Source organism: Frigidibacter albus, assembly GCF_009908165.1.
Taxonomy (GTDB): domain Bacteria; phylum Pseudomonadota; class Alphaproteobacteria; order Rhodobacterales; family Rhodobacteraceae; genus Frigidibacter; species Frigidibacter albus.
In genome coordinates, this window is record NZ_JAAAUC010000004.1 from 383,141 (window position 1) to 390,958 (window position 7,818).

Annotated in this window: 7 protein-coding genes; 4 read left to right on the plus strand and 3 right to left on the minus strand. The window is 67.2% G+C overall.

Going from position 1 to position 7,818, the window contains the following annotated elements:
* Window positions 1-2 precede the first annotated feature (2 nt).
* From GVY41_RS08795 to GVY41_RS08805, 3 genes are all read left to right on the plus strand, one after another.
* The gene (locus GVY41_RS08795) at window positions 3-1,253 is read left to right on the plus strand and encodes an enolase C-terminal domain-like protein (protein WP_161344871.1); all 1,251 of its coding nucleotides are present in this window, start codon (window positions 3-5) and stop codon (window positions 1,251-1,253) included.
* A gap of 82 nt (window positions 1,254-1,335) precedes the next feature.
* A complete protein-coding gene (locus GVY41_RS08800) occupies window positions 1,336-2,031 on the plus strand; it encodes a GntR family transcriptional regulator (protein WP_161344869.1) in 696 nt (231 codons plus the stop codon).
* A gap of 88 nt (window positions 2,032-2,119) precedes the next feature.
* Complete coding sequence (locus GVY41_RS08805; protein ID WP_161344867.1) at window positions 2,120-3,484, plus strand: MATE family efflux transporter; 1,365 nt, start codon at window positions 2,120-2,122, stop codon at window positions 3,482-3,484.
* A gap of 67 nt (window positions 3,485-3,551) precedes the next feature.
* Here GVY41_RS08805 and GVY41_RS08810 read toward each other — a convergent pair whose 3' ends face one another.
* The gene (locus GVY41_RS08810; RefSeq protein WP_161344865.1) at window positions 3,552-4,688 is read right to left on the minus strand and encodes an L-talarate/galactarate dehydratase; all 1,137 of its coding nucleotides are present in this window, start codon (window positions 4,686-4,688) and stop codon (window positions 3,552-3,554) included.
* Window positions 4,689-4,791: 103 nt separating this feature from the next.
* Here GVY41_RS08810 and GVY41_RS08815 point away from each other — a divergent pair, with 103 nt between their 5' ends.
* A complete protein-coding gene (locus tag GVY41_RS08815) occupies window positions 4,792-5,670 on the plus strand; it encodes a LysR family transcriptional regulator (protein ID WP_161344863.1) in 879 nt (292 codons plus the stop codon).
* An 11-nt stretch (window positions 5,671-5,681) separates the two neighbouring features.
* Here the strand turns inward: GVY41_RS08815 and GVY41_RS08820 are convergent, their stop codons facing one another.
* Together GVY41_RS08820 and GVY41_RS08825 are read right to left on the minus strand one after the other, a co-directional pair.
* Entirely contained in the window at window positions 5,682-6,734 is a 1,053-nt protein-coding gene (locus tag GVY41_RS08820; RefSeq protein WP_161344861.1) for an Ldh family oxidoreductase, read from the minus strand.
* The gene (locus GVY41_RS08825) at window positions 6,734-7,636 is read right to left on the minus strand and encodes a 5-dehydro-4-deoxyglucarate dehydratase (RefSeq protein WP_373283286.1); all 903 of its coding nucleotides are present in this window, start codon (window positions 7,634-7,636) and stop codon (window positions 6,734-6,736) included. Before GVY41_RS08825 ends, GVY41_RS08820 begins: the two co-directional genes overlap by 1 nt.
* Window positions 7,637-7,818: the final 182 nt, after the last annotated feature.

Sequence of the window (7,818 nt, forward strand, 5' to 3'; positions counted from 1 at the left end):
TCATGAGAGTCACCGAAATAACCGTCACACCGATCGCCGTTCCGGACGTGCCCCTGGCCAATACCAAGGGCGTCCACCAATCGGTGTTCCTGCGATCCATCATTCAGGTGAAGACCGATACCGGCCTTGTCGGCCTGTCGGAAACCTACGGTGCCAAGCGCACGCTGGCCGGCCTGCAAACGGTTGCGCCGCTGCTGGAAGGCCTCGACCCCTACGATCTGCGCGACCTTCGCGCCCGCATCGAACGCGCCCTGCCGGATGCGGGTGGCATCAATGCCCCCACCGCGCTTGCCGATCACCAGCTTGTCGATGTCGTCTACAGCGCCTTCGAGATCGCCCTTCTCGACATCCGCGGCAAGGAGGTCGGCCGCCCGCTCTACGACATCCTCGGCGGTGCCAAGCGCAAGACGGTCTCGTTCGGCGCCTATCTGTTCTTCAAGTTCGCCAAGCGCGACCTGACCTTCGGCCCCGACATCATGGGCGAGGTGATGACGCCCGATGCCCTTGTCGAACAGGCCCGCACCTTCGTCGGCGAATACGGCTTCCGCTCGCTGAAGCTGAAGGGCGGCGTGCTGGAGCCGGACCTTGAGGTCGAGACGATGCTGAAGCTGCGCGAGGCTTTCCCCCACCATCCTCTGCGCATCGACCCGATGGGCGCTTGGACCGTGCCGACCGCCAAGCGCGTGGTCGATCAGCTCAGCGGCGTGCTCGAATACCTCGAAGACCCCTGCCGCGGCATGGATGCGATGGCAGAGCTGTCAGCCCAGATCGACATGCCGCTGGCCACCAATCTGGTGGTGGTGGAGTTCGAGCAGATCATCGAGGCGGTCAAGAAGGACGCCGTGCAGATCATCCTGTCCGATCATCACTACTGGCGCGGGGCGACCGGAGCGATCCATCTGGGCGAGATGTGCCGCGCGGCGGGGCTTGGGGTGTCGATGCACTCCAACTCCCACCTTGGCATTTCGCTGGCGGCCATGTGCCACGTTGCCGCCGCCACTCCGAACCTGACCTATGATTGCGACACCCATTATCCGTGGTCCAGCAAGGAAATCGTCAAGGGCGGCCGCCCGCAGTTCCGGGACGGCACCCTGCAGGTGCCGGAGGGCCCGGGCCTTGGGGTGGAGCTTGACCATGAGGCGGTCGCCGAATTGCACGATCTCTACAACCGGGTGATGGTCGTCGACCGCGATGACACGGACGAGATGCTGAAATATGTGCCGGACTATGTGCGAAAGGTGCCCAGATGGTAAGGATGGCGCCACCCCGCCCCGCGCACGCGCCGCGGCCGGGCGCTACACGGTATTTGGCCAGATGGCAGAGGATGTTTGAGTGATGCAGTTGCCCACAGCCCGGGATCGACGGACCAGCGTCGAACAGATCTTCGACTACCTTTACGAAGAGATCCATTCCCTGCGCCTCAAACCCGGTGACAAGATTTCCGAGGCCGACATCGCCGCGCAGTTTGGCGTGTCGCGCCAGCCGGTCCGCGATGCGTTCAGCCGGCTGGAGAACCTCGACCTGCTGGTGATCCGCCCGCAGCGCGCCACCGAGGTGAAGCGCTTTTCCGCGCGCGAGATCGAGAAGTCGCGCTTCGTGCGCGCCGCTGTCGAGGCCGAGGTGCTGCGCCGGGCGGTGAAGTGCTGCGATGCGGCCAGCGCGGCGCTGCTGGACGCCTGCCTGGCCGAACAGCGCACGGTCGCCCAAAGCGGCGACTACCGCAACTTCAGCCGGCTGGACTACGAGTTCCACGAAGCCCTGTGCCGCGTCGCGGGCGTCGCCTTCGCCTTCGAGGTGATCTCGGCCGAGAAAAGCAAGGTCGACCGGCTCTGCATCCTCAGCCTGCGCCAGGGCGAACGGATGCCGCAGCTGATCGCAGATCACGAAGAGATCGTCCGCGCCATCAAGGCGGGGGATGCCGAGGCTGCCGTCGCCGCCGGGATGCTCCATCTCTCGCGCCTCGATGCCACCATCGAGGGCATCACCGCCGACAGCGCCCATTACTTCGAGCCGGATCCCGCGTCTGCCTGACCTTTCCTGTGCCCCCGGCACGGCCACGCCGCGCTGCCCGCCCCGTGCAGCGCGCGGCAGCGCGCCCAACAAGAACGCCCCCACCCGAATGTCCAGCTCCCGCCTCGAATTGCCGCCCCCGACCAATCGCACCGTGCTGCTGATGGCCTGGCCGATGACGATGATGGCGATCATGCTGCACGGCATCGTCGTGATCGACACCTATGTCGTTGCCGGCCTGGGCGAGGCGGCCATTGCCGCCATGGGCGTGGCCGGGTCCGTCGCGAACCTGCTGCTTGGCATGCTCTCGGCCTTCGCCATGGCAACCCAGATCCGGCTGGCGCAGGCCTTCGGTTCGGGCCGCGAGGTGGGGATGAAGTCCGGCTTCTACTGCGGGCTGTTCATCAACCTTGCCGTTGCCGGTGCCGGGGCCGTGCTGGTCCTGCTTTACGGCGGAAGGTTGCTGGACAGCCTCGCCCATACCCCGCAGATCGCGGCAGATGCCCGGCGCTACCTGAACGTGTTCTTACTGGTGATCCTTGCCGAGGCCGTGGCGCTGGTCCTGTCGAGCCATTTCAACGCCTGCGGCAGAACGCGCCTGCCTTTCTACAGCTACCTGATCTCGCTGCCGGTGAACGTGGGCGCCAGCATCGCGCTGATCCACGGGCTTGGCGGCCTGCCGGAGATGGGCGTCAGCGGCGCCGCCGCGGGCAGCGCGATTGGCTCGGCGCTGCGGACGGCGTTTCTGGCGCTGATGTTTCACCGGCACTTCGGCAGCTATCTGGGGGTCGCGGGCTGGCTGCGGGAGGCGTTCTGGCCCGCCTTCAGGGGCCATCTGCTGTTCGCCCTGCCCATCGCCGCAACCTTCATCAGCGCCACCCTGTCCAGCAGCGTCTGCACGATGATCTTCGCCAGCCTCAACGTGAACCAGTTCGCGGCGATGGTGCTGATCATGCCCTGGGTGATGATCGCCGGCACCATCGGCATGTCCTGGGCACAGGCCACGGGCATCATCGTCGCGCAACTGATCGGCCAAGGCCAGCGCGGCCCCGCCCTTGACCGCTTCCTCAGCAGCGCCTGGCGCGCGGCCTTCGTGACGGCGGCGCTGGTCGCGCTGATCTATCTGCTGGTCTGGCTGGTCACGCCGATCCTCTACCCCGACCTGCACCCCGAGACCCGCGCGACGCTGGCGCAGTTCCTGCCGATCCTGCTGCTGCTGCCCTTCCCCAAGGAATCGAACGCGGTCTGCGGCAACACCCTGCGGGCCGGGGGCGAGACGGTCTATGTCATGCATGTCTTCATCTGGTCGCAATGGCTGTTCCGTGTGCCGGCGACGGCGGTGATGATCCTGTGGTTCGACCTCTCTGCCGTCTGGGTCTTCTCGCTGCTGCTGGCCGAAGAGTTGGTCAAGCTGCCCGCCTTCCACATCCGCCTGTTCCGCGGCAAGTGGAAGCAGGCTGATGTCATGACCTGAGTTTGTGAGTGCCCCCTGCAGCATTCCCCCCACGCTACGGCTTGAATCCTGGCAGGGGCTCTGCGGCCTAGGGACGCTTGCCGAATTCGGCATCGGCGCGTTTCCACGCCAAGGCCTGATCGGACAGGGTGAAGCCTAGCCCGGGGCGGCTTGGCACGATCATCCGGCCGTTCCTGTTTTCCAGCCGCTCGTTGAACAGCGGGTCCAGCCAGTCGAAATGCTCGACCCAAGGCTCGAACTCGTAAGCCGCTGCCAAATGCAGGTGGATCTCCATGGCGAAATGCGGGGCGAGCTTCAGCTTCTTCTGCTCGGCCAGCGCGCAGATCCGCAGGAACTGGGTGATGCCGCCGACGCGGGGCGCATCGGGTTGGATGAAGTCCACCGCGTTCTTCTGGATCAGGTCGATATGCTCGGCGACGCTGGCCAGCATCTCGCCGGTGGCAATCGGCGTGTCCAGCGCGGCCGCCAGCGCGGCATGGCCCTCGCTGTCATAGGCATCCAGTGGCTCTTCGATCCAGACGAGGTTGAAGGCCTCCAGCTGCCGGCAGGCGCGCATCGCGGCCGGGCGGTCCCATTGCTGGTTGGCGTCGACCATCAGCGACACCCGCCCGCCGATCTTGTTGTTCACTGCCTCCACCCGGCGCAGGTCTTCGGCCATGTCGGGCTGGCCGACCTTGATCTTGATACCGCCGATCCCCTCTTCGATGGACCGCTCCACATTGTCCAGCACCTCTTCCAGCGGCGAGGACAGGAACCCGCCCGACGTGTTGTAGCACTGGACCGAATCCCGGTGCGCCCCCAGCAGCTTGGACAGCGGCAGCCCCGCCCGCTTGGCCTTCATGTCCCACAGCGCGATGTCGAAGGCGGCAATCGCCTGCACCGCCAGCCCGCTGCGCCCGACCGAGGCGCCGGCCCAGGCCAGCTTGGTCCACAGCTTGGCGATGTCATTGGGGTCTTCCCCCAGCAGCACCGGCGCAATCTCCTTGGCATGTTCGAACTGCCCCGGCCCCCCCGCGCGCTTGGAATAGCTGAAGCCGATGCCGGAATGGCCCTCCACCGTCTCGATTTCGGCAAAGAGGCAGGCGACCTCGGTCAGCGGCTTTTGCCGGCCGGTCAGCACCTTGGCATCGCTGATCGGGTTCTTCAGCGGCAGATGGATGGCCGAGAGGCGGATCCAGACGATCTTGTCAGGGGTCGTGGTCATGTGGGGCAGCCTTCGATGATGCGGGAGTTGGGCAAGGCTATTGCGGTTCGCGCCATCAAGTCCAAGATCGGTTTTGACCAGAATCGATACGGAAACAGAATAGATGATCGAGCTGCTGCAAGTCCGCTACTTCGTGATCCTGGCCGAAGAGCTGAATTTCAGCCGCGCCGCGCTGCGCCTGAACATCTCGCAGCCGCCGCTCAGCCGGCATATCCAGCAACTGGAACAGCAGCTCGACGTGCGCCTGTTCGACCGCACCAGCCGCCGGGTGACGCTGACCCCCGCGGGCCATGCATTCCTGGTCGAGGCCAGACGCCTGCTGGCCCAGACTGACGCCGCGGTCACCGCCACGCGGCGCGCGGCGCGGGTGGTGTCCGGCAAGCTGACCGTGGGCTTCGTCGGCGCGGCAACCTATGAGGTGCTGCCGCAGCTGGTGAGCATGGCGCGGACAGAATTGCCAGGGGTGGAGCTGGAGCTGATCCAGCTGGAAACCGCAGAGCAGGACGAGGCCCTGCGCGCCGGGCGCATCGACCTTGGCCTGTCGCGCCCGCTGGACGCCAGCCCCATGATCCACAGCCTCCGCATCGCGCATGAGCCGATGATGCTGGCGATCCCGCAAGGCCACCCGCTGGCAAGCCGTCGCCGCCCGCCCGCCGAGACGCTGCAGGGCGAGCCCTTCATCATGTTCGCGCCTGCCGCCCGCTATCTGCATGACATGCTGGCCGGGCTGCTGCACAAGGCCGGTATCGCGCCGCGGGTGGTGCTGCAGATGACCCATTCGCAGGCGATCCTGTCGCTGGTCAGCACCGGGATCGGGTTGGCCATCGTCCCGACCTGCGCGCGCAATGCCAGCTTCGACAATATCGTGTTCCGCCCCCTGCCCCGCCCGCTGGCCTGCCATGCCGACATGTTCGCCAGCTGGTCGCGCGAGAATGCCAACCCGGTCCTGCGCCGGGTGCGTGAGATGCTGCGGCCCTGCTGACGCAGGGGGGCTCACGCGGCCGCGGGCACCGCAACGCCCGCTGCCCCGGCAATCCCCGCCAGCCGCTGCCACAGTGCATCCGCAACCGGCACGCCTTCGGCCCATGCGCGTCGCCGCTTGGCCGCCGCCGCATCGCCCGGCACCCGCACCGGGCCGCCATTGGCGGCGGCAGGCGGGTTGCTGCGGCACAGATCGGCCAGATGGTCGGATTGCGCGGTAAAGGCGGCAAGGCCGGCAAAGGCCTCGGGGTCCATTACCTGCAGGAAGGCACTTTGCGCCAGCGGCCCTGCCGGTGTATTGGCCCGGCCCCGGCCCGACAGCCCCTGCCCCAGCAACTCCACCATCAGCCCAAGCCCATAGCCCTTGTGGCCCTTCAGCGCGCCGCCAAGCGGCATCATCGACCCGCCCCGTTCCGTCACCTCGCGCGGGTCGTCGGTCGGCTCGCCCGCAGCGGTCAGCGCCCAAGGCTCGGGGAAGCGCTCGCCGCGCGCGGCAAGGCTTTGGGTCATGGTCGTGGTGGTGATCGAGCAGGACACGTCGATCAGCACCGGATCGGCCGAGGTCGGAAACCCCGCCGCAATCGGGTTCGGCGTCAGCACCGGCTGGGTACCGCCATAGGGCGCCACGCGCGAGGCGGCGGGGTTCGACACGTGCATCTGCACGATCAGCCCGCGCTCCGTCACCCGGCGCATGAAGGCCGACAGGGCGCAGGTGTGATGGGCATTGCCGATCACCCCCGTCACCACCCCGAACTCCCGCGCCCGCTCGCAGGCCAGGTCCAGCGCCTCGGTCAGCAGCCAGGCGCCGGGCAGGCTGTTGCCGTTCCACACGAAGCTGGCGCCGCGATCGGCGACCACGTCATAGCTGCCAGCCCCCGCCAGCCGCCCCGCTGCCAGCTCGTCGATATACCAGGGCAGCAGGCCGACACCATGGGTGTCATGCCCGATCATGTCGCCCTCGACCAGCACGGCGGCGGTGGCGGCAGCCTTGTCCGCCTCCATCCCCGCGCTCGCCAGCAGCGCCTGTGCAAAGGCCGCCAGCGCACCCGGTTCGATCCGCGCCATCAGCTGCGACCGGCGATCAGCGCCTGCATCATCTCGACCTCTTCGCCGGTCAGGTCGGTCAGCGGGGCGCGCACCGCGCCGGTGGCAAAGCCGCGCAGCGCGACCCCGGCCTTGATTGCGGACACGGCATAGCCGGTCTTGCGGTCGCGGATGGCGGCGAAGGGATAGTAGAAGTCACGCAGCAGCCGGGTGCAGGTGGCATCGTCGCCCGCCATCAGCGCGCCGTGGAATTCCAGCGCGGTTTCGGGCACGAAGTTGAACACGGCCGACGAATAGGTTGGCATTCCCGCCCCCTTGTAGGCCTGCGCGAACAGCTCATGCGTCGGCATCCCGCCGATATAGGACAGCCGGTCGCCCAGCATCACCGTCACCCGGCGCACCATGTCGATATCGCCGGTGCCGTCCTTGAAGCCGACGAGGTTGGGGCATTCATCCGCCAGCTGCGCCAGTGTTTCCGCCGACACCCGCGCCTGCCCGCGATTGTAGACGATCACCCCCATGTTGGTGGCCTTGCACACCGCGCGGATGCGGTTGGCCACGCCCTCTTGCGGCGCCTCGGTCAGGTAATGGGGCAGCAGCAGGATACCGTCGCCGCCCGCCGCCTCGATCTCGCGTGCCATGTCGCAGGCGATCTTCGTGCCATAGCCGCAGCCGGCGATCACGGGGGCGGTGCCCGACACGGACAGCGCCGTGCGCACCACCTCCACCACCTCGGCCGGGGTCAGCGAGAACAGCTCACCCGTGCCGCCCGCGACGATCAACCCGGCGACGGGGAAGCCCGACAGCCATTCCAGATGCGCCGCGAAGGGCTTGGGGGCGAAATTGTCCTCGCCGTCGAACGGGGTGACCGGGAAGGACAAAAGGCCGTGGCGGATGATCTCGCGCAGTGTATCGGGGGCGATCATGGGAATACTCCTGGAAAAGGGGAAAGGGGTCAGCCGCGCAGGTCTGTGGACAGCACGTCTTCCGGCAGCAGCGCGTCGGGCAGGTTCTGGAAGCAGACCGGGCGCATGAAGCGGCGGATGGAGAGGGTGCCGACGCTGGTGGCGCCGAAGTTGGTGCTGGCGGGATAGGGGCCGCCATG

Coding starts and splice junctions, on each gene's coding strand:
- GVY41_RS08795 (WP_161344871.1), top strand. CDS start 3: ATGAGAGTCACCGAAATAACCGTCACACCGATCGCCGTTCCGGACGTG.
- GVY41_RS08815 (WP_161344863.1), top strand. CDS start 4,792: ATGATCGAGCTGCTGCAAGTCCGCTACTTCGTGATCCTGGCCGAAGAG.
- GVY41_RS08810 (WP_161344865.1), bottom strand. CDS start 4,688: ATGACCACGACCCCTGACAAGATCGTCTGGATCCGCCTCTCGGCCATC.
- GVY41_RS08805 (WP_161344867.1), top strand. CDS start 2,120: ATGTCCAGCTCCCGCCTCGAATTGCCGCCCCCGACCAATCGCACCGTG.
- GVY41_RS08800 (WP_161344869.1), top strand. CDS start 1,336: ATGCAGTTGCCCACAGCCCGGGATCGACGGACCAGCGTCGAACAGATC.
- GVY41_RS08820 (WP_161344861.1), bottom strand. CDS start 6,734: ATGGCGCGGATCGAACCGGGTGCGCTGGCGGCCTTTGCACAGGCGCTG.